A 20015-nucleotide genomic window follows, 5' to 3' on the forward strand; every position below is an offset into this window, starting at 1 on the left:
TCGGGACAGAAAAAACTTTTAATTGAAGAGTTTGATCATGGCTCAGATTGAACGCTGGCGGCAGGCCTAACACATGCAAGTCGAGCGGAAACGAAGAGGTGCTTGCACCTCTGGCGTCGAGCGGCGGACGGGTGAGTAATGCTTGGGAATATACCTTATGGTGGGGGACAACAGTTGGAAACGACTGCTAATACCGCATGATGTCTACGGACCAAAGTGGGGGACCTTCGGGCCTCACGCCATAAGATTAGCCCAAGTGGGATTAGCTAGTTGGTGAGGTAATGGCTCACCAAGGCGACGATCCCTAGCTGGTTTGAGAGGATGATCAGCCACACTGGGACTGAGACACGGCCCAGACTCCTACGGGAGGCAGCAGTGGGGAATATTGCACAATGGGCGCAAGCCTGATGCAGCCATGCCGCGTGTGTGAAGAAGGCCTTCGGGTTGTAAAGCACTTTCAGTAAGGAGGAAAGGTTAAGTGTTAATAGCACTTAGCTGTGACGTTACTTACAGAAGAAGCACCGGCTAACTCCGTGCCAGCAGCCGCGGTAATACGGAGGGTGCGAGCGTTAATCGGAATTACTGGGCGTAAAGCGTACGCAGGCGGTTTGTTAAGCGAGATGTGAAAGCCCCGGGCTCAACCTGGGAACTGCATTTCGAACTGGCAAACTAGAGTGTGATAGAGGGTGGTAGAATTTCAGGTGTAGCGGTGAAATGCGTAGAGATCTGAAGGAATACCGATGGCGAAGGCAGCCACCTGGGTCAACACTGACGCTCATGTACGAAAGCGTGGGGAGCAAACAGGATTAGATACCCTGGTAGTCCACGCCGTAAACGATGTCTACTAGAAGCTCGGGTCTTCGGACTTGTTTTTCAAAGCTAACGCATTAAGTAGACCGCCTGGGGAGTACGGCCGCAAGGTTAAAACTCAAATGAATTGACGGGGGCCCGCACAAGCGGTGGAGCATGTGGTTTAATTCGATGCAACGCGAAGAACCTTACCTACACTTGACATACAGAGAACTTACCAGAGATGGTTTGGTGCCTTCGGGAACTCTGATACAGGTGCTGCATGGCTGTCGTCAGCTCGTGTTGTGAGATGTTGGGTTAAGTCCCGCAACGAGCGCAACCCCTATCCTTAGTTGCCAGCGATTCGGTCGGGAACTCTAAGGAGACTGCCGGTGATAAACCGGAGGAAGGTGGGGACGACGTCAAGTCATCATGGCCCTTACGTGTAGGGCTACACACGTGCTACAATGGCGCATACAGAGTGCTGCGAACCTGCGAGGGTAAGCGAATCACTTAAAGTGCGTCGTAGTCCGGATTGGAGTCTGCAACTCGACTCCATGAAGTCGGAATCGCTAGTAATCGCATATCAGAATGATGCGGTGAATACGTTCCCGGGCCTTGTACACACCGCCCGTCACACCATGGGAGTGGGTTGCTCCAGAAGTGGATAGTCTAACCTTCGGGAGGACGTTCACCACGGAGTGATTCATGACTGGGGTGAAGTCGTAACAAGGTAGCCCTAGGGGAACCTGGGGCTGGATCACCTCCTTATACGATTTAGAACTTATTTGTTCGTAGTGTCCACACAGATGATTGTTAGTTAGCTAAACCACTTGGTTTAACTAATTAATATGCTCTTTAAAAATTTGGAAAGCTGATATTAAAATTCTTATAGATACTTGTATCTATAAAGAGTTTTCAAAAGTAAAAAATATGCCATTAATCGAAAGATTAATTGGTATCTACTTTAGTATTCTCATCATTATTTGATGAATTAACTTCTGGCGAAGTTAACAGCTGTCACTAACAAAGACCCGTTTGGGTTGTATGGTTAAGTGACTAAGCGTACACGGTGGATGCCTTGGCAGTTGGAGGCGATGAAGGACGTATTAACTTGCGATAAGCCTAGTCAAGCTAGTAAAAAGCGCTTGAGACTAGGATTTCCGAATGGGGAAACCCACCTGCTTGCAGGTATCGTTAACTGAATACATAGGTTAACGAGGCGAACGCGGAGAACTGAAACATCTAAGTACCCGTAGGAACAGAAATCAACCGAGATTCCGGAAGTAGCGGCGAGCGAAACCGGACCAGCCCTTAAGCTTATTATGTGTTAGTGAAACATTCTGGAAAGTTTGACGATACAGGGTGATAGTCCCGTACACGAAAATGCATCTTAAGTGAAATCGAGTAGGTCGGAGCACGTGAAACTTTGACTGAATATAGGTGGACCATCATCTAAGGCTAAATACTCCCAACTGACCGATAGTGAACCAGTACCGTGAGGGAAAGGCGAAAAGAACCCCTGTGAGGGGAGTGAAATAGAACCTGAAACCGTGTACGTACAAGCAGTAGGAGCCCTTCGAGGGTGACTGCGTACCTTTTGTATAATGGGTCAGCGACTTATATTTTGTAGCGAGGTTAACCGATTAGGGTAGCCGTAGTGAAAGCGAGCGTTAACTGCGCGTTCAGTTGCAAGGTATAGACCCGAAACCCGGTGATCTAGCCATGGGCAGGTTGAAGGTTGAGTAACATCAACTGGAGGACCGAACCCACTAACGTTGAAAAGTTAGGGGATGACCTGTGGCTAGGAGTGAAAGGCTAATCAAACCGGGAGATAGCTGGTTCTCCCCGAAATCTATTTAGGTAGAGCCTCGGACGAATACTTACGGGGGTAGAGCACTGTTAAGGCTAGGGGGTCATCCCGACTTACCAACCCTTTGCAAACTCCGAATACCGTAAAGTACTATCCGGGAGACACACGGCGGGTGCTAACGTCCGTCGTGAAGAGGGAAACAACCCAGACCGCCAGCTAAGGTCCCAAAGTCATAGTTAAGTGGGAAACGATGTGGAAAGGCCCAGACAGCCAGGAGGTTGGCTTAGAAGCAGCCATCCTTTAAAGAAAGCGTAATAGCTCACTGGTCGAGTCGGTCTGCGCGGAAGATGTAACGGGGCTAAACTATGCACCGAAGCTGCGGATTCAAACTTTGTTTGAGTGGTAGGGGAGCGTTCTGTAAGCCGTTGAAGGTGTACCGGGAGGTATGCTGGAGGTATCAGAAGTGCGAATGCTGACATGAGTAACGATAATGCGGGTGAAAAACCCGCACGCCGGAAGACCAAGGGTTCCTATCCCATGTTAATCAGGGTAGGGTAAGTCGACCCCTAAGGCGAGGCCGAAAGGCGTAGTCGATGGGAAACGGGTTAATATTCCCGTACTTGGTATAATTGCGATGGGGGGACGGAGCAGGCTAAACAAGCATGGCGTTGGTTGTCCATGTGAAAGTGAGTAGGTTGAGAGTTTAGGAAAATCCGGACTCTTAAGACTGAGACACGAGACGAGCACCCAAGGGTGTGAAGTTGTTGATGCCATACTTCCAGGAAAAGCCTCTAAGCTTCAGATTATACCGAATCGTACCCCAAACCGACACAGGTGGTCAGGTAGAGAATACTAAGGCGCTTGAGAGAACTCGGGTGAAGGAACTAGGCAAAATCGTACCGTAACTTCGGGAGAAGGTACGCTCCTATCTGTGATGAGACTTGCTCTCTAAGCGGACGGGAGCCGCAGTGACCAGGTGGCTGGGACTGTTTATTAAAAACACAGCACTGTGCAAAATCGCAAGATGACGTATACGGTGTGACACCTGCCCGGTGCCGGAAGGTTAATTGATGGGGTTAGTTTTCGGACGAAGCTCTTGATCGAAGCCCCGGTAAACGGCGGCCGTAACTATAACGGTCCTAAGGTAGCGAAATTCCTTGTCGGGTAAGTTCCGACCTGCACGAATGGTGTAACCATGGCCACGCTGTCTCCACCCGAGACTCAGTGAAATTGAAATCGCAGTGAAGATGCTGTGTACCCGCGGCTAGACGGAAAGACCCCGTGAACCTTTACTACAGCTTGGCACTGAACATTGAACCTACATGTGTAGGATAGGTGGGAGGCTTTGAAGCAGAGACGCTAGTCTTTGTGGAGCCGTCCTTGAAATACCACCCTTGTAGTTTTGATGTTCTAACGTTGGTCCCTAATCGGGATTACGGACAGTGCCTGGTGGGTAGTTTGACTGGGGCGGTCTCCTCCCAAAGAGTAACGGAGGAGCACGAAGGTTGGCTAAGTACGGTCGGACATCGTACGGTTAGTGTAATGGTAGAAGCCAGCTTAACTGCGAGACAGACACGTCGAGCAGGTACGAAAGTAGGTCATAGTGATCCGGTGGTTCTGAATGGAAGGGCCATCGCTCAACGGATAAAAGGTACTCCGGGGATAACAGGCTGATACCGCCCAAGAGTTCATATCGACGGCGGTGTTTGGCACCTCGATGTCGGCTCATCACATCCTGGGGCTGAAGTCGGTCCCAAGGGTATGGCTGTTCGCCATTTAAAGTGGTACGCGAGCTGGGTTTAGAACGTCGTGAGACAGTTCGGTCCCTATCTGCCGTGGGCGTTTGAGAATTGAGAGGGGTTGCTCCTAGTACGAGAGGACCGGAGTGAACGAACCGCTGGTGTTCGGGTTGTCATGCCAATGGCACTGCCCGGTAGCTACGTTCGGAACTGATAAGCGCTGAAAGCATCTAAGCGCGAAGCAGGCCTCGAGATGAGTTCTCACTAGACTTTTAAAGTCTCTGAAGGGCCGTTGAAGACTACAACGTTGATAGGCAGGATGTGGAAGTGGTGCGAGCCATTAAGCTAACCTGTACTAATTACCCGTGAGGCTTAACCATACAACGCCAAACGCGTTTTGTGACAGCGTAACAGACAGAAGTTAAGAAACTAAAGTAGACATTTACTTGATATCAGAATTCCGAATTTTAGTTGATTGCTAAGGCGATTAACGACCCAAATTTGCTTGGTGACAATAGCGTTTTGGACCCACCTGATCCCATGCCGAACTCAGTAGTGAAACGAAACAGCGCCGATGATAGTGTGGCATTTGCCATGTGAAAGTAGGACATTGCCAGGCTCCAAATTAAAGAAAGCCCGATTCGAAAGAGTCGGGCTTTTTTGCGTTTGGGAGCTGTCAGCTTTCAGCCGTCAGACGTCAGACGTCAACTGAAATGTGGGGGTGTTTTTTGCAGAGACTCCCTCAGCAACAAACCCCTGTAGGAGGCACGTCAGTGCCGTATCTAGGCCATAACCAATATATTCATGGTAAGCCATTCCTACAACTACACTTTGCCTAGAGCCTAGAGCCTAGAGCCTAGAGCCTAGAGCCTAGAGCCTAGAGCCTTTATGACTTTACACTCGCAACTTGCTAACTAAAAAAGCCCATACTCTTCGGTTTCTTCTGCCTCGTGGCGCATTAGGTGTTCTGGACGGAAGATGGCGCTTGGGTCTAATAATAAGCTGTGTTTATGCTTCATTTTAATTAGTCCGCGCATCATGTTTTTAGTTTGCGGGTCAACATCAAAACCAACAGAGGTTAATTGATCTAGCGGTTTAATGTCTTCTTTCTTAACGTTGATGCTGTCTTCTACTTTGTCGACTAATAAGCCTATATGTGGCGTAACGCCATCTTTAGTAGTGAAGATGATTATTGGCTTGTAATCAAGAATGATCTGCTCACGTGCCGATTCAAATAGCCTAATAAGCTGATTGAATGTTTGGCGCTTTTTCTCTGCAAATAAGCTAATGACTTTGTCGTGAGGTTGGCTTTTTTGCAATTCTAATAACTCACCAGCCATGGCATGTAATTCGCGGTGTGGCTTATCGAACTTAGCTAATATACTTTTTAAGTCTTCATTATCTGTTTCGAAGTTATTATACCAACGACCAAAAGCACATTTATCTGGATCAGTGGCTTTTGTAAAAGGCGCGCCGGTAACTAAGCTATTTTCTAAGGCATCTAGCCAATCTAAGTGGTCTTTTTCTCTTTCAACTAAAAGGTCAGATAACTCGGCATTGGTGTCTTTGGTGGAGTGATTGTTTAATACAATTCCTAAATCAAAAATAGGCGTAGGAGTTTCCATGTAATCTTTAACCCCAATGAAGCTTTTATTTTCATTTGGCAAAGACGTGAGATTTCCTTCGTAACGCTCAGTTAGAAGAATATCGAGAATTTTTAGTGAAATGGTCTTTTGCCCAACTCGAAAATTAATCAGATCCATATTTCCCTCAAAGCCTTGTTAAGTCTCTATAGCATAGAACATTATTGTATTTTAGTCGTAGTTTAACCTAATTACTTTTAAAATATGAGCGGTAGATTTTTTTGTTATTTCCTGCGGAGTGGGTGTTAAATAAATCAGCGAAATCAGACGTGTCAGTAAACAAACGATTTAATTCGGTAAGTAAGCATTGATTGTTTAATGGTGTTGGACATTTCTTGGCAGCGCTAACCAATGCAACGGCATTCAAATAACCTTCAAAAATAATTCTATTTGCACTAGTGTGATATGGCTCGATATCTTCAATAAACTGCTTACACCAAGAGTTTTTACAGTTATTTGGGTCGGGAACCACTTCGGTGACCATAATGTTGGCGGGTTGTTTGACACGCTTGTATAAATCATGACTGGAAACGAAAGACACAGAAGTATAGTCAGGGTTGAAGCCTTGTTTGTTTGCTGCATTAATAAATTCAGCGAGAGGCTCGTAGGTGCCAACTAAACAAATTGCGGTTGCATTACTTTCCTTTAACAGAGTTAATGCCTTAGAGATATCCTGACTATTACGCTTAAATCGAGCAACTTCTACTGGCTTAATTCCATGTATTTTTAGTGCGTTAACCAGGTTGCTCTCAACCATATAACCAAATTCATCAGCCTGGATCATTAGCCCAATTTTTTCATGCTTTTGCTCTTTGATTAAATAGTTAATTTGCTCAATCGCTTCATCTTGGTAGCTGGCACGGAGGTTAAATACATTTGGCATTGAACTGTTATGTAAAAAGTCAGCGCCCGTAAATGGCATTAGAAATGGAATGCGGTGCCTATCTAGCAGGGGTTTAATTGCATGGGCTGTCGGTGTTCCCATTGAGCCAAAAATTGCATGGATCTTTTGGTCAAATAAAAACTCGCGGGTATTCACTACGGCATTTTTTGGCTCATAGCCATCATCAGCTAATATTAGATCGATACTTTGCCCATTAATACCGTTTTCTTTGTTGATTTTATTGAAGTAAATATTACTGCCAAGCGCTAGTTGTTCGCCTATTTGCTTAGCAGGTCCAGTCAGTGCTGTAGACATGCCAAGTTTAATAGTTGGTTGTTTAAGCTCAGCGAAAGCGAACTGAGATAGCAGTAAGGTATATATACAGAAACACTTAATGGCTGTTATTTTGAAGAGATTTATAGTGAGCATACCAACCTTGCACTGCGGTTTTGAACTTTAAGTCTAAGTCTTTTTTACCTGTAAAACCGGCTTCTTCGATCAAGCTATTTACAGAGGTTTGCTGTAATACTAGTCGAATTAGGATGAATTTTGTATTTTCATCTAATAAATTTAGACTAATTGGTGTGCACCAAATCATTTGCCATAGCAATGGCTGTACTTGAAAGTGGTTAATATCGCTTGTTAAGAGCCGTTCTGCTCTTTCATTTAAGCCTTCAGGACAGTCACTTCTAGGGAGGCCTTTAAATAGTTCCATAATAAGCTGCCAAGGAAGTGAGCTAAAATGGCTGAGTAGTTGCAAAGAGAGGTCTTGTTTAAATTCTTCAATGAATTGTGCAGCTCTATCTTTGCTTTGCTCATCTAAAGCTTTCATCACTAAGGCAGCATGTTCCGCGGTCGCTTTATCGTGACTAAATCCAAGTTTAACAACATTAAAGCCATTACTTTGCCAAAACTTAACTAAAGCAGCGTTTGCCCCAAAGCTGGCTCCGAAATAACTACAATCTTTTAATTGGTTCTCACAAAAGTTTAATAGGGCTGAACCTATACCTTGTTGATGGGACTCTGGTGCGACCGCTATTCTTACCACTCTCGCTGAGCGTTTACACAAATCTTCTGTATTTCGGCTCAATTGAGTCAGAGTTTGTGCCATTAAATGACCATGTGGTCGACGCTTTCCTTTTATTACTTGCTCTGCGATTTCTGCTGTTAAGCCACCCTCAATAGCAATTAAGCAAACGGCTTTTAACGCATTTTCTTGTTTACATATAGATAGCTGTAACTCAGGGGCATCAAGCAATTGCCGTAAGTCGTTTACCGTGGTTTGGTAATGAGCCAACGCCAATAGCGCCATAATTTGGCTAAGTAGCTGCTCATTATCAATAAGTTGTTCTTTGCTTATATTTTCAAATTCGTATGCTTCACTACTTTGCGTGTCTAGGTACTTTGCATCGAGTAGTAATAGTTCACGTATGATATTTTCTAGCGGATCATGGTTGGCAAAACGAATTGGCTCGCCCAAAGTGATTGTCTTTAGTGATTTAAATTGGCCACGTAAATAATGTAAAAAGCGTAACGTATAACCACGCCCATTCCCTTCATAACCAATCATAGTGCTAGCAAATACGATTCGTGGGTAATTTTTCAGGATCTGCAATAACATTGGTACAGGAATAGCGGCAGCTTCATCGACAAATAGCAGATCACAGTCTGGTTTTTCGTTTAACAGTGTATCTGGCGCAACATAGCTGAGGTTAGCTAGTTGTTTACAGTTTTGTTCTTTGCTGATACCAAGCTTAGCGGCTAAATGTTTAAAGCTTGTTTGTACGGCTTTAGCTTGTGTTGCACAAATAAGGATTTTCTTATCTTGAAGATTTGCTGCTGCAAGCCCTAAAGCGGCTGACTTACCACGACCTCGATCTGCACTAATAACTAAAGGTCGATTAGCGCGCCCTGTCGCGGTTTTAATTATTTGCTCTACACATAGCTGTTGTTGCTGATAGTTTATCTCAGCAGTTGCTGGCGATACCGGCTGGTAAGCTGGGAGAGAATGCTGAGTTAAATAATGTGGCTGCAACTTTAGCTTGGCGAAAAAACGCTGATTAAAAAAACTGTGTGTAATCTCTTCGCCATAGGAGGTAATACTCCTTAGTGCAGGGTCTTGCCAATGACTGTCATTGGGCAGTAATAATATCAGTACACCACCTGCTTTTACGGTACCTGCAAGCGCTGCTAGTTTATCGACATATAAGCCGCTAAAACCATCAAAAATTGCGTGCTGAAACTCTTGGCCAAGAATTTGGTGAGCATGTTTTGGAAACTCACTACTCACTAATTGTGAGCTACTGCTGAAAACATAGCTATTTTTAAGCGCTAGTTGGCTAGCAAACTGATAGCACCAAGTTTCGCTTCCTTGCACTATGACAAGCTGGCGATGCTTTGCAATCGTCAGCTCGTTGCACAGTGCTGTTATATACTCATTATAAGGCTTGAAGTCTTGCATACTGTGTTACAAGCCATTTGCTGCCTAAGTCATCAAAGTTCACTTGAATACGTGACTGTGCGCCGCTACCCTCGTAATTGAGTACGGTCCCTGCACCAAACTTGGCGTGCAATACACGTTGTCCTAAGTTAAAGCCGCTATCTTCAAATGCTGCATGCGTCACTGATGGACTAAAGCGACCTGCCGCAGGTGGCCTTGAGACCTGGGTTTTAATACGAATTTCTTCGATACAGTCTTCAGGCATTTCACGTAAAAAGCGTGATGGACTATGGTATTTTTCTTGTCCGTATAAACGGCGACTTTCCGCGTGGCTAATGTATAGTTTTTCCATTGCGCGAGTCATACCTACATAGCACAAGCGGCGTTCTTCTTCTAAACGGCCAGATTCTTCATTACTTTGCTGTGACGGGAACATGCCTTCTTCAACACCGACCATAAATACCAGCGGGAACTCTAAGCCTTTTGCTGAGTGCAGGGTCATCATTTGAACCGCGTCTTCGTGCTCATCGGCTTGGCCCTCGCCTGATTCTAGTGAGGTATAAGCCAAAAAGCCCTGTAGTGGCGAGCTGAATTCTTCATCTTCCGGTAGTTCATATTGGCCACACGCACTAATAAGCTCTTCTAAGTTTTCTACGCGAGCACGGCCTTTTTCACCTTTTTCAGCTTGATACATAGCCATTAACCCAGAAGTTTGAATGGCGTATTTAGCTTGCTCTTCTAAGGTCAGATCGCTGATTTTATCTTCGATATGTTCAACAAGTTCTAAGAACTTAGTGACTGCACTTGCTGCACGGCCAGATAAGTGCTGCTGCTCTACAATTGCTTTTGCGGCATACCAAAGCGGCAGTGACTCATTCCGCGCGCAATCACGAATGTGGCTTAACGTTTTATCACCAATGCCGCGTGCTGGGGTGTTAATAACACGCTCGAAAGCGGCATCATCTTGGCGGTTACCGACTAAACGTAAATACGAAAGTGCATCTTTGATCTCTTGGCGTTCGAAGAAGCGCATACCACCGTATATGCGGTATTTTAAGCCTTCTTGCAACATTGCTTCCTCGAGTACACGAGATTGCGCGTTGTTACGGTATAAAATGGCGGCGTCTTGTAATGCATTACCTGCATTTAGCCAGCTACGTAGCTTGCTGCTAACAAAGCGTGCTTCGTCTAATTCATTAAAAGCGGCATAAACAGAAATAGGCTCACCATCATTGCCGTCTGTCCAAAGGCTTTTGCCCATGCGTTCAGCATTGTTTTTGATCAGCGCATTTGACGCTTTCAAAATGGTTGCTGTTGAGCGGTAATTTTGTTCAAGGCGAATGGTTTCGGCTTCGAAGTCAGTTAAAAAGCGTTTGATATTCTCAATTTTTGCGCCACGCCAGCCATAAATACTTTGGTCATCATCACCTACGATCATAATACTATTCGTATTACCCGCGAGTAATTTTAGCCAAGCATATTGAATAGTATTGGTATCCTGAAACTCGTCTACCAGCATGTGGGCAAAACGCTGTTGATAGTGACGTAAAAGTGTCGGATGATTCTTAAGTACTTCGTAGCAGCGTAGCAGTATTTCTGCAAAGTCGACTAAACCAGCGCGGTCACAAGCCTCTTGATACGCAGCATAGACTTTCAACATCATTTGCTCGTTAATATCGTAGGCTTGAATGTCTTTAGGACGTAGGCCTTCATCTTTTTTCGCACTGATATACCAGCCAAACTGTTTTGCAGGCCACTTTTTGTCATCGATGTTCATCGCTTTAAGCAAGCGTTTGATCATACGTTGTTGATCATCAGAATCTAAGATTTGAAAGCTTTCAGGCAAGTTCGCTTCACGGTGATGGGCGCGCAAAATACGATGAGATAAGCCATGGAAAGTACCAATCCACATACCACCAACCGGTGCTTTTAACGTTTCTTCTACACGGGTGCGCATTTCTTTCGCGGCTTTGTTAGTGAACGTTACCGCAAAGATACTATATGCAGAAGCTTGCTCAACTTGCATAAGCCATGCGATGCGATGAACAAGTACTCGAGTTTTACCAGAACCCGCACCTGCAAGTACTAGCATGTTTTGCAATGGGGCTGCGACTGCATCCCGTTGTTTGTCATTTAAGCCATCGAGTAATTCAGAAACGTCCATCGTTACGCCTTTTCAATCTATAATGAGTGGAGTATAACAGGTGTTTATGCAAGGCTAAATAAAATACTGTTTTTATAAACAGCTATTTTGGCAAGTCATTAAAATTGTAAATAAAAATTGTGAATTTGACCGATTTTTAGCAAAAAGAACTAAAATCAAAAAAACGCTATTTTTTAACGCTTTGATTTGTAAGCCATAATAAGTTGGCATAAAGTATGTTTACTAAAAGTATAATCATTAAAAACTATAGAGGTTAGTATGGCAGAGCAAGGTTCTGGCGGTAATGTAATCGCAGCAATATGTAATATCTTTTTTCCTGGTTTAGGGCAATTGGTACAAGGTCGTTTAATGGCGGCTATTGCATTCTTTTTAGCATGGGTTATTAGTGGTGCACTAATTTATGTGGCAGTTGGTTTTATTTTACTGCCAATCGTATACCTATGGGCGATTATTGATGCTGCACGCTTCAAATCGCGACTCTAGCTATTTAAATAGCACAAACACGAGCGCCACTTAGGCGCTCGTGTTGTTTTAAGGTTGCAAAACTCGCCACGTTTAGCTGCAAACGGTATAATTAGCAGATAATGTATTATGAGTACCCTCCATGGAATATCAATTTATCCGCGACCCTATTAGCGGTTTACGCATTAAAATTTCTTCTGAACATGCCATCATAGGCCGTTGGCTAAACGAAGAAGTTGGTAAAGAAAAAATAGCGATGGTGCAAGCTTTGATCGCTGCGGTTAACAGCTGCCATGAGCCTTTAACCTTACAAGGTCAAGAAATTGATTTGATCTTAAGTAAAGACGAAGCATTATTCGAAGCACATGCATTACATCAAGATAATGAAGACTTAGTTGCCTACCAAGATGATGATTTAATGCTTGAAGAAGAAGGCCTGTGCAGTGGCTGCGGCTTTGAAGACTTTGTTGATTTAATTGAATCTTGGCAAGAATTTACACAAGGCCGATAAGCAGAAGCATGTTCTGCTTATCCCTTGCTAATTTATTGTTCGCTCACTGATTTAACAGCTGCTAGTAATAAATCCTCTGTTAAACGTACTTTGTAATTTGGGTTAGCATATTGAAAATGAACTAACCCATTTGTGTCGATTACAAACACTGCAGGTACTGGTAACGCTACTTTCGCTTCACCATCTAGCGACACAAAGTTAACCCCAAGCTTATTGCGGTAAATCTTTGCTGTTTTGTCATCTAAGTAAAATGCTAAACCTAACGTTTGCGCCAAAGTGAGGCTGTCGTCAGAAAGCAATTGATAGCTAGGAGCTGTAATTTTTGTTTCAGCAAGTTTTTCAGGGCTGTCTGGCGAAACGGCAATTAATTGCGCATCTAAATTAGCTAATTCTTTCTCTATTTTTTGTACGCTGGCCAATTGTTTTGAACAATATGGACACCAGCCACCACGATAAACAATCAGCACTGTGGTTTTTTCTTTAAAGCGCTCACTTAATGAGACGGTTTTGCCGTATTGGTCTTTTAATTCAACATTTGGCACCGCTAATCCTGGTAATAATGGACTGACTTGCTCTGCAGATTCGGCAATATTAGAGGCAGTTGCAGCAACAACTTGGCTTGATAGCACAAACAGTGCGCTAATAAGTAGAGATTTAAACATGGGCTTCCTCGGTTATTTTTATCAACTGCAAAGATGACCTGATTGTTGCGGTATTTATTTCATCTTTACTGTAATATATAGGCAAATAAAAAATGCAAGTTGGGATAAAAAATGTCTGCTAATTTACAAAAACTCGTTGTCATGCTCGAGATGCAAAATGCGATGAATACCAAAGTACATGAGCAATGGTTTAGCCAAGGTTTTGAATGGTATCGTGCAATTTGGGTTGAGTGTGCTGAAATGCTTGATCACTATGGTTGGAAGTGGTGGAAGAAACAAACTCCAGATACTGAACAAGTTATTTTAGAGTTAGTTGATATTTTCCATTTCGGTTTATCTTTACGTATCGATGGTGAAACCAGCTATGAGCAGTTAGCAGCACAACTTGAAGCAGAGTTAAGTGCGCCAGTTCAAGCTGATGACTTTAAACAAACACTCGAATTATTAGCTGCTTCAGCTGTCGCTGAAAAGAGCTTTAATGCTGCTGCATTTGCTGGTTGTATGGCACAAATCGATATGGATATCGACGATTTATACCGTGGTTACGTAGGTAAAAACACTTTGAATTTTTTCCGCCAAGATCATGGCTACAAAGACGGTAGTTATATCAAAGTGTGGAACGGTCAAGAAGATAATGAGCACCTAGTTGAAGTGGTAAAAAGCCTAGATACAGAGCATGCGGATTTCGCAAAGCTTGTATACCAAGGCTTAGAGCAGCGTTACCCTAAATAAACGTGTTTATGCTCATTTTATAACGGGCATAAACTCGCGAAAATCGATGGTCGATAAAAAGCCATCGAACTGCTTGTGCGGTTGCTGACTATCTGGGTTGGCAACCGCAAGAATATGACCAATACCAAACTCTTTTGCCGCATCGAGTACTGCCGGGCTGTCATCCACAAATAAAGTCCGTTCCTTATCAAACTGCCATTCTTGGTGTACTTGTTGCCATAATGGTTGATGCTCTTTACTCACGCCATATTGGTGAGTTGAGATCACGCCATCTAAGTAGTTATCAATCGCAGTTAGTTCAAACTTTAACATGGCACAATCTGGGTGTGCGTTAGTGAGCATGATCAATTGCTTGCCTGCTTTTCTTAGTTCCGTTAGAAATGGCGGAACATCTTCACGAATTCTGATTAAATGTTGAATGTTACGTTTTAACGCCATAATTGGTAAGTCAAGTTGCTGTTGCCAATAATCTAAGCAGTACCAATTAATTTGTCCGTGAACTTGTTGATAACGGTGCAAAATGTCAGCTTTTGCTTCGTCTAAACTGATTTTATGTTTATGCGCATATTGCTCGGGAATAACAGTAAGCCAAAAGTAATTATCAAAATGCAAATCGAGTAGGGTGCCATCCATATCTAACAACACAGTATCGATTTTTGACCAATTTAACATAGGCAATTCACTTTAAAAGATTTATGATGAGCATAACTGCCATGATAGCAAATTAATGCCAATGACACAGAAAAAGCATCCTACACCACCGCAAATTTTGTCTAATGAAGTTGTCGCTAAAAGCCGACTATTTACTGTTGAATCTCTCGAATTGAAGTTCTCAAATGACGAGCAAAGGCAATACGAAAGAATTCGTGGCGGTGGCAGAGGTGCCGTTATGATTGTGCCTGTAACGGCCGATAACGAACTGTTATTAGTGCGAGAGTATTGTGCGGGTACCAATGATTATCAGTTGGGTTTTCCAAAAGGTTTAATTGACCCAGGTGAAACACCTGAGCAAGCTGCCGACCGCGAGCTCAAAGAAGAGGTTGGCTTTGGTGCTAAGCATTTCGCTGAACTTAAAAAAGTCAGTATGGCACCTAGTTACTTTAATGCCACTATGCATATTTTGTATGCCGAAGATCTTTACCCTGAAACCTTGCCTGGTGATGAGCCAGAACCGCTTGTTGTGGTGAAATGGCCAATGAGTGATTGGCAATCATTATTGCAACAAGAAGACTTTACTGAAGCACGAAGTGTCGCAGCTTTGCTATTATTAACAAAGTACTTAGAGTCGGGAGCGGGCAATGAATGATTTTTTAGAACCGTGCATTCGGTTAGCTGAGCAAGCGGGCGATGCCATTATGGCAATTTATCAGCAGGATGATATTGGTGCTGAGCAAAAGTCAGATCATACTCCGGTCACCAAGGCCGATTTAGCATCTAACGATGTATTAATGGCAGGCTTAAAGGCTATAGCACCTGATATTCCAATTATGTCAGAAGAAACACCCATTCCAGCACTTGCAGACAGAAAAGATTGGCATCGTTATTGGTTACTTGATCCAATGGATGGTACGGGTGAGTTTATTCTCGAAAGTGGTGATTTTGCAGTAAATATCGCTTTAGTTGAAAATAATCGTCCAGTTCTTGGCGTTATTCATTGGCCAGCGAAACAAATAACTTATTTTGCAAGTTACCAAAATGGTGCATTTAAACGTGAAAATGGCCAAGATCAGCAAATTTCAGTAGCAACACCCGATAATTTAACCTTAGCTGTAAGCCGCAGACAAAAAATTGAAGCTGTAAGCCAGTATCTAAATACTCAGTTTGCGACTGTGGCATTAGGCTCATGTTCACTAAAAGCTTGTATCATAGCAGAAGGTAAAGCCGATTGTTTTTTACGAATAGGGCCAACAGGTGAGTGGGATACCGGCGCTTCGCAAGTGATTGTTGAAGAAGCCGGAGGATGTATTACGGATGCTGAATTTAACCCACTCACTTATAATCAACGTGAAAGTACCGAGAATCCAGACTTTATCGTCATGGGGCACCCTGATTGGGAATGGCAAAAAATGATTAGTCCTCATCAGCGCGGATTTTAGTGTAGTTTTGTGTGCTTTTTGTTCGGTTGAGGCTCTATTTCAATTATAACGCTTGATTTCTAATTTAATTGCTATATTATAGCGCTCTCTTCGGAACAAGGCATGGTTAACATGTTAACGTTACTTAGAGATTACAGGCGCGGGATGGAGCAGCCTGGTAGCTCGTCGGGCTCATAACCCGAAGGTCGTCGGTTCAAATCCGGCTCCCGCAACCAATTTTCTGAATTGGCTGACTTCTTAAATTAAGTGAGAAGTAAAATAAACTTAATAATTACAGGCGCGGGATGGAGCAGCCTGGTAGCTCGTCGGGCTCATAACCCGAAGGTCGTCGGTTCAAATCCGGCTCCCGCAACCAATTTTCTGAATTGGAAGCCAAGTTGTCATGTAAAGCAACTTTAAATAAATCTACAATTTCAGGCGCGGGATGGAGCAGCCTGGTAGCTCGTCGGGCTCATAACCCGAAGGTCGTCGGTTCAAATCCGGCTCCCGCAACCAACTGAAATTAAAATTTATAGTAATCAGGCACGCGAAAGCGTGTTTTTTATGCCTAAAATTTAGGCGCCATGAGCCGAAGGTCGTCGGTTCGCTCTCATTAGCCACAGCTCCCGCAAGCAACTGAAATTAAAATTTATAGAAATCAGGCACGCGAAAGCGTGTTTTTTTATGCCTAAAATTTAGGCGCCATGAGCCGAAGGTCGTCGGTTCGCTCTCATTAGCCACAGCTCCCGCAAGCAACTGAAATTAAAATTTATAGTAATCAGGCACGCGAAAGCGTGTTTTTTTATGCCTGAAATTTAGGCGCCATGAGCTGAAGGTCGTCGGTTCGCTCTCATTAGCCACAGCTCCCGCAACCAACTGAAATTAAAATTTATAGTAATCAGGCACGCGAAAGCGTGTTTTTTTATGCCTGAAAAAGTTTTAAGCCCTAAGCCCTAAGCTTTAAGCAGATCGAATGGGTGGGTTTTAGATAGAGAACACTTGACTCAAGTTTGTTATTAGTTAGTTTTTTACCGCTTACCGCTTACCGCTTACCGCTTACCGCTTACCGCTTACCGCTTACCGCTTACCGCTTACCGCTTACCGCTTACCGCTTAATTTCCGATGAACTTATTCGTTCATTTGTCACTCTTATAAACAAAAACGGAGCGCTTGGGTGTTAAAAAGGAATTATAAAGCATGGATCATTTCAATTACGCTGCATGTTTTGTTATTGCTGCTATTTATTCAACATGGCAAAGTTGTGAAGCTGCCTTCAGTTGTCGAGCGACCAAAAGTAATCAACGCTTATGTGAGTGTTGATTTAACTGCGTTACCGAGTGTGAAGAAAACCCAAGAAAAACCTTCACCAGAACAGCCACAAATAATGCCAGGTGAGGCTAAGCCTGTGCCACAAAAAGAAGGTATACCGAAGAATGGCTCTGAACAGATAAAAGATGCTAAAGCACTTGAAAGCTTGGTTAGTGAGCAGAGACAAGTGAGCACTGAAAACTCAAAAACAGCTGCGATACCCTTTAAAAAGCTCAACCCTTATGCGCCAATTCCACAGCTTAACTTTGAAAATAGCGCTACTAGTGCCTCTGCATTTGGACAGGTTGAAGCCGCACATAATAATTCGTCTGTAGGCAGGGTTACAGTGCCTGCGCAATTAACCGTCTCTGATAAAGCAACCGTCGTTTGGCAAAGTGGCGATGGCAGCAAGCGTACCGAGATGCTCAATGGTCAGTGCTATGACATTGACCTTAATTCGGTGTTTGGTAAATCTGGAGTGCCAAGCGGATCCCCAAGACCCTGTGAAGATAAAGAAGCAAAACTATTTAAACAAATTATGAATAAATGGGGTAAAAAATAATAACAAAACACTTTACCTCAACTTAACTTGAGCTTTTAAAGTGATTTTTTTTGTTATGGATATCCCTATGAGCTCACTAGAAAACTATTTATTAAGCCTACAGATCAATTGCTATCACACGTCAGTGATACAGGTTTATCAAGTGCAAAAGCACATTTGGCAGTCATTACAAAATAATTCTAGTTATGCGCAGAATGTAATCGAAGAGTTTCAATTAAATGGGCAACCTATGGGTTACCAGCAGAAAGCGCTATTTACACTGGTTTTACAGCACCTCGGTTACAAAATACAGCCAACACCAGAAAACACTTTGTCGGTAAGGCATAACCATTTGTTACATGACATTCGTCTCGTCGAGCAGTTAAACGTATTCGAGGGTTAGGTCATGTTTTGTCGTTTAAAAAGGCACTTAGCCGAAACTAAGCGCCTTGGCTTAACGAAGTTACCAAATCATTTCTACAAATTCTGGGTGATCCACAAATGGGTTGCGGTTACCTTGATGTTCATAAGCAGCTTGGTTACGGTCAAGCTCTAATTGGCTAACAGGATCCTCATTATGCCATTTTAATAACATAGCAACGACCCAGCTCTCAAATACCTGATTTGATGAACCATTCAGTACAGCGTTACTGTAGGTTGTGTTGTTTTGCCATGAGCCAATCACGTTTTCATAGCGTGTTGCCATATAGAAATACGCTCTTGCAAAGTCACCTTTAAATTCATCAATAGGTTCAAAAACCGTTCCTGAGTAATTTAATGAGCTAGCAGCGCTGCCTAATTTGCTGCCGTTACTAGAGGTATAGCTTGCACTAGCTACTTCACCAAATGGGTAGTTACTGCGTTTTGAGTTGACATAACCATCAGTGGCAAAAATGTGATGTACGTCTGAATTCATTGGTTCAACTGTTCCACCAAACCAACTTTTCGGGAAAGAATGCTCACGGTTATAGCAATCTGCTTCGCTGTTGTATGTACCACATTGATCGCTCACAGCAACATAGTTGTAGCTGTCTTGGCCTGCCGGGTTTTCTGAATAACGGTCTAAAATTGAGTTGTCATTTTCAAAATACTTATCGCGTGAAGCAACATCGTAAAAACTCCAAATTGCTGAATAGCCCTGCGAGTTGTGACCTTTAATGATGTTGTATAACTCTGTTTTCAGTGCATAACCACTAAGGCCTTGCGTTGTAACATAGTATCCAGTTGGCTCAGTTGGTGTCGTACCACCACCGTCACCGCCGCCTGAGCTATCACCTAAACTAAACGGCGTAGCTTCTGAGCTTTGGAAGCTTGCACCACTAGCAAGTACTGTTTGACCTGACGAAAGGCTATAGCTACCGTTACCGTAAGAGCAACATATGCCATCACCATAACTATCAAAAATAGTAAAGGTATAGTCACCATCAGTTAAACATGCTTGCTCACTGTACTGAGTATTTGCTGCATAGCTGCCGCCTGCTGCCACTGCACTACCTTGGCTATTAGTGATTTGCCAGCTGGTTTCTTCCCCATAGTTATCGGTAGTGAGGGTCAAAGATACTTGGTTATCTGCGCAGCTGCCCATAGGAGGTGGGGTTGAGCCTGTGCTTGGTGCCAAGTTATCTACATAAACTACTTCGCTGCCATCAAAACCTGCGACGTCATAAAAGCGTAAGCCAACATTAATAGACGTTGTTGCAGAGGCTGTATACTGGTAACTGACTTGTTGCCACTGATTAGTTAATGCTGAATTAGAATAGCCTTGATAGCCATCAACCACTAAGCGTGCTTTTACGCCGCCTTCTGTATGGTAAACCCAAGCAGAAAACTCATAACTTTCGCCCGCCACAACATCAACTAATTGTTGTAAATCGGTATTACTTTGCGTGCCAGTATTTACCACGACTTGCGCTGAGTAATTACCTGAGTAAACCACATTACTATTAGCGCTAAGACTAATACCGCTATCTATGATGCTCCAGCTTGCAGGGCTATTTGCTGACCAAGTTTCGAAGTCGGCATTATTAACATTTGCAAATGCTGAACTCGCTAGACACAGTAAGCCACTGGCTAGCATATATTTATTACATGTCCCGTGTGACATTGTAGTTTCCTTTTTATATTTTAATAGTTTTTGCTGTTCTCAAAATGAACACAGCGAGTATAGGCTAATTGGCTTATGTTGCAATAATGTTAATTAATAAAAGTTTCTTATTTAGGAGTTTTTGCTTTTAACATGTTTTTTTTGGATAA

14 protein-coding genes, 3 tRNA genes and 3 rRNA genes are annotated in these 20015 nt (G+C 43.4%); 13 read left to right on the forward strand and 7 right to left on the reverse strand.

Going from position 1 to position 20015, the window contains the following annotated elements:
* Positions 1–19 precede the first annotated feature (19 nt).
* The 3 genes from J8Z25_RS00675 to rrf all read left to right on the forward strand — a co-directional run bounded on the left by J8Z25_RS00675 (position 20) and on the right by rrf (position 4960).
* Positions 20–1560, forward strand: a 16S ribosomal RNA gene (locus tag J8Z25_RS00675).
* 278 nt (positions 1561–1838) lie between these two features.
* Positions 1839–4721 (forward strand): 23S ribosomal RNA (locus J8Z25_RS00680).
* 124 nt (positions 4722–4845) lie between these two features.
* Positions 4846–4960, forward strand: a 5S ribosomal RNA gene (gene rrf / locus J8Z25_RS00685).
* Together the 16S, 23S and 5S rRNA genes form the textbook arrangement of a ribosomal RNA operon.
* 295 nt (positions 4961–5255) lie before the next feature.
* Here the strand turns inward: rrf and J8Z25_RS00690 are convergent.
* The 4 genes from J8Z25_RS00690 to uvrD form a co-directional block, all read right to left on the reverse strand.
* Complete coding sequence (locus J8Z25_RS00690; RefSeq protein WP_250661521.1) at positions 5256–6104, reverse strand: CZB domain-containing protein; 849 nt, start codon at positions 6102–6104, stop codon at positions 5256–5258.
* Positions 6105–6171: 67 nt separating this feature from the next.
* The gene (locus J8Z25_RS00695) at positions 6172–7296 is read right to left on the reverse strand and encodes an ABC transporter substrate-binding protein (RefSeq protein WP_130050024.1); all 1125 of its coding nucleotides are present in this window, start codon (positions 7294–7296) and stop codon (positions 6172–6174) included.
* Positions 7259–9328 carry a GNAT family N-acetyltransferase gene (locus tag J8Z25_RS00700; protein ID WP_250661522.1) on the reverse strand — a complete coding sequence of 690 codons (2070 nt, stop codon included), beginning with the start codon at positions 9326–9328 and terminating at the stop codon, positions 7259–7261. Before J8Z25_RS00700 ends, J8Z25_RS00695 begins: the two co-directional genes overlap by 38 nt.
* Positions 9306–11471, reverse strand: a complete 2166-nt coding sequence (gene uvrD / locus J8Z25_RS00705) for a DNA helicase II (RefSeq protein ID WP_054563945.1) — start codon at positions 11469–11471, stop codon at positions 9306–9308. The genes J8Z25_RS00700 and uvrD overlap by 23 nt, the downstream gene beginning before the upstream one ends.
* Before the next feature lie 258 nt (positions 11472–11729).
* On the opposite strand from uvrD, the gene J8Z25_RS00710 reads away from it, so the two are divergent.
* Both J8Z25_RS00710 and J8Z25_RS00715 read left to right on the forward strand, forming a co-directional pair.
* Positions 11730–11954: a hypothetical protein gene (locus J8Z25_RS00710; protein WP_054554878.1), complete on the forward strand. Its 225-nt coding sequence runs from the start codon at positions 11730–11732 to the stop codon at positions 11952–11954.
* Positions 11955–12075: 121 nt separating this feature from the next.
* A complete protein-coding gene (locus tag J8Z25_RS00715) occupies positions 12076–12444 on the forward strand; it encodes a YacL family protein (RefSeq protein ID WP_130050022.1) in 369 nt (122 codons plus the stop codon).
* A 32-nt stretch (positions 12445–12476) separates the two neighbouring features.
* On the opposite strand, the gene J8Z25_RS00720 is transcribed toward J8Z25_RS00715, so the two are convergent.
* The gene (locus J8Z25_RS00720; RefSeq protein WP_130050021.1) at positions 12477–13106 is read right to left on the reverse strand and encodes a peroxiredoxin-like family protein; all 630 of its coding nucleotides are present in this window, start codon (positions 13104–13106) and stop codon (positions 12477–12479) included.
* A 111-nt stretch (positions 13107–13217) separates the two neighbouring features.
* On the opposite strand from J8Z25_RS00720, the gene J8Z25_RS00725 reads away from it, so the two are divergent.
* The gene (locus J8Z25_RS00725; protein ID WP_250661523.1) at positions 13218–13838 is read left to right on the forward strand and encodes a dUTP diphosphatase; all 621 of its coding nucleotides are present in this window, start codon (positions 13218–13220) and stop codon (positions 13836–13838) included.
* Between the two features lie 12 nt (positions 13839–13850).
* Here the strand turns inward: J8Z25_RS00725 and yrfG are convergent, their stop codons facing one another.
* Positions 13851–14510: a GMP/IMP nucleotidase gene (yrfG, locus tag J8Z25_RS00730; protein WP_250661524.1), complete on the reverse strand. Its 660-nt coding sequence runs from the start codon at positions 14508–14510 to the stop codon at positions 13851–13853.
* A gap of 61 nt (positions 14511–14571) precedes the next feature.
* On the opposite strand from yrfG, the gene nudE reads away from it, so the two are divergent.
* The 7 genes from nudE to J8Z25_RS00765 all read left to right on the forward strand — a co-directional run bounded on the left by nudE (position 14572) and on the right by J8Z25_RS00765 (position 18165).
* Positions 14572–15144, forward strand: coding sequence for an ADP compounds hydrolase NudE (gene nudE, locus J8Z25_RS00735; RefSeq protein WP_205987937.1), 573 nt, complete (start codon positions 14572–14574; stop codon positions 15142–15144).
* Positions 15137–15934, forward strand: a complete 798-nt coding sequence (gene cysQ / locus J8Z25_RS00740; protein WP_130050018.1) for a 3'(2'),5'-bisphosphate nucleotidase CysQ — start codon at positions 15137–15139, stop codon at positions 15932–15934. Before nudE ends, cysQ begins: the two co-directional genes overlap by 8 nt.
* 138 nt (positions 15935–16072) lie before the next feature.
* Positions 16073–16149: transfer RNA gene (locus tag J8Z25_RS00745), tRNA-Met, on the forward strand.
* A 63-nt stretch (positions 16150–16212) separates the two neighbouring features.
* A tRNA-Met gene (locus J8Z25_RS00750) sits at positions 16213–16289 on the forward strand.
* A gap of 63 nt (positions 16290–16352) precedes the next feature.
* A tRNA-Met gene (locus J8Z25_RS00755) sits at positions 16353–16429 on the forward strand.
* A gap of 658 nt (positions 16430–17087) precedes the next feature.
* A complete protein-coding gene (locus J8Z25_RS00760) occupies positions 17088–17783 on the forward strand; it encodes a hypothetical protein (RefSeq protein ID WP_250661525.1) in 696 nt (231 codons plus the stop codon).
* Positions 17784–17850: 67 nt separating this feature from the next.
* On the forward strand, positions 17851–18165 hold the full coding sequence (locus J8Z25_RS00765) for a hypothetical protein (protein WP_130050015.1): 315 nt from the start codon (positions 17851–17853) through the stop codon (positions 18163–18165).
* 60 nt (positions 18166–18225) lie between these two features.
* On the opposite strand, the gene J8Z25_RS00770 is transcribed toward J8Z25_RS00765, so the two are convergent.
* Entirely contained in the window at positions 18226–19866 is a 1641-nt protein-coding gene (locus J8Z25_RS00770; RefSeq protein ID WP_130050014.1) for an endonuclease, read from the reverse strand.
* Positions 19867–20015 lie beyond the last annotated feature (149 nt).

The sequence above is a fragment of the Pseudoalteromonas sp. SCSIO 43101 genome, assembly GCF_023650775.1.
Lineage (GTDB): Bacteria > Pseudomonadota > Gammaproteobacteria > Enterobacterales > Alteromonadaceae > Pseudoalteromonas > Pseudoalteromonas apostichopi.

What these genes read in the sequence shown, in the direction of transcription:
- J8Z25_RS00690 (WP_250661521.1), bottom strand. Translation starts at nt 6,104, where the DNA reads ATGGATCTGATTAATTTTCGAGTTGGGCAAAAGACCATTTCACTAAAA.
- J8Z25_RS00695 (WP_130050024.1), bottom strand. Translation starts at nt 7,296, where the DNA reads ATGCTCACTATAAATCTCTTCAAAATAACAGCCATTAAGTGTTTCTGT.
- J8Z25_RS00700 (WP_250661522.1), bottom strand. Translation starts at nt 9,328, where the DNA reads ATGCAAGACTTCAAGCCTTATAATGAGTATATAACAGCACTGTGCAAC.
- uvrD (WP_054563945.1), bottom strand. Translation starts at nt 11,471, where the DNA reads ATGGACGTTTCTGAATTACTCGATGGCTTAAATGACAAACAACGGGAT.
- J8Z25_RS00710 (WP_054554878.1), top strand. Translation starts at nt 11,730, where the DNA reads ATGGCAGAGCAAGGTTCTGGCGGTAATGTAATCGCAGCAATATGTAAT.
- J8Z25_RS00715 (WP_130050022.1), top strand. Translation starts at nt 12,076, where the DNA reads ATGGAATATCAATTTATCCGCGACCCTATTAGCGGTTTACGCATTAAA.
- J8Z25_RS00720 (WP_130050021.1), bottom strand. Translation starts at nt 13,106, where the DNA reads ATGTTTAAATCTCTACTTATTAGCGCACTGTTTGTGCTATCAAGCCAA.
- J8Z25_RS00725 (WP_250661523.1), top strand. Translation starts at nt 13,218, where the DNA reads ATGTCTGCTAATTTACAAAAACTCGTTGTCATGCTCGAGATGCAAAAT.
- yrfG (WP_250661524.1), bottom strand. Translation starts at nt 14,510, where the DNA reads ATGTTAAATTGGTCAAAAATCGATACTGTGTTGTTAGATATGGATGGC.
- nudE (WP_205987937.1), top strand. Translation starts at nt 14,572, where the DNA reads ATGACACAGAAAAAGCATCCTACACCACCGCAAATTTTGTCTAATGAA.
- cysQ (WP_130050018.1), top strand. Translation starts at nt 15,137, where the DNA reads ATGAATGATTTTTTAGAACCGTGCATTCGGTTAGCTGAGCAAGCGGGC.
- J8Z25_RS00765 (WP_130050015.1), top strand. Translation starts at nt 17,851, where the DNA reads ATGAGCTCACTAGAAAACTATTTATTAAGCCTACAGATCAATTGCTAT.
- J8Z25_RS00770 (WP_130050014.1), bottom strand. Translation starts at nt 19,866, where the DNA reads ATGTCACACGGGACATGTAATAAATATATGCTAGCCAGTGGCTTACTG.